At 45.8% G+C, this 854-nt stretch carries 1 protein-coding gene; it reads left to right on the top strand.

Going from position 1 to position 854, the window contains the following annotated elements:
- Positions 1-854, top strand: an 854-nt coding sequence (locus A3757_RS02820) for an efflux RND transporter periplasmic adaptor subunit (protein ID WP_156506131.1), incomplete at both ends; no start/stop codon positions are given.

The following is an 854-nucleotide window of genomic DNA, read 5'->3' as shown; positions in this document are numbered from 1 at the left end:
GATCTCAGCCACTGTTGAGAATAACCTCGGCGTTAAAGTCGCAAAGGTTAAAAACGAAGCGATTATGGTGCCAATTGATACCGTAGGAACTATCCAGTTTGATGAGAGCCGAATCTCTCATATTCACCCGCGTGTAGAGGGTTGGATTGAACGGTTGAACGTTGCTGCTAGTGGTGATCCGGTTAAACAAGGTCAAACACTGTTTGAGCTTTATAGTCCAGAGCTGGTCAATGCGCAGGAAGAATACCTAGCAGCATTGCGCAGCAAAAACAGAAACCTAATTAATGCGTCAAAGTCACGCCTTCGATCGCTAGGTTTGAGAGACAGTCATATCAATGATTTAAAGAAAAGACGTAAGGTCGATCAATTGGTGAAATTTACGGCTGAACAAGATGGAATTGTCATTGATCTAAACGTGCGTGAAGGCATGCATATCAGACCTATGACTGAAGTGATGTCGATAGGGTCGCTGGAAAGCGTCTGGGTTCGTGGTGAAGTCTATGAACGACAAGCTTATCTCATCGAACGTGGTCAGAGTGTAGCGATAAATCTCAATTCGTCACCTGATGGCAAATGGAACGGCATAATCAATTACATCTATCCGTCTCTTGATCAGAAAACACGCACCTTGCAATTCCGAGCGCGAGTACACAACCCAGATTTTGCCTTGCGACCTCATATGTTGGCGAATTTACGCGTTGAGAATATGGCCCAAGAGGCCATGACAACGGTGCCCAGATCCGCTGTTATCAAAGCAGGAAATCACAATCGAGTCGTGAAGTCGCTGGGCGAGGGGCGTTATAAATCTGTCATTGTAGAACTTGGCCTGGAAGGTCTCGTATCGACAATGAAGG

This window comes from Oleiphilus sp. HI0117 (assembly GCF_001635235.1).
This window is presented reverse-complemented; position numbering and strand designations above follow the sequence as displayed.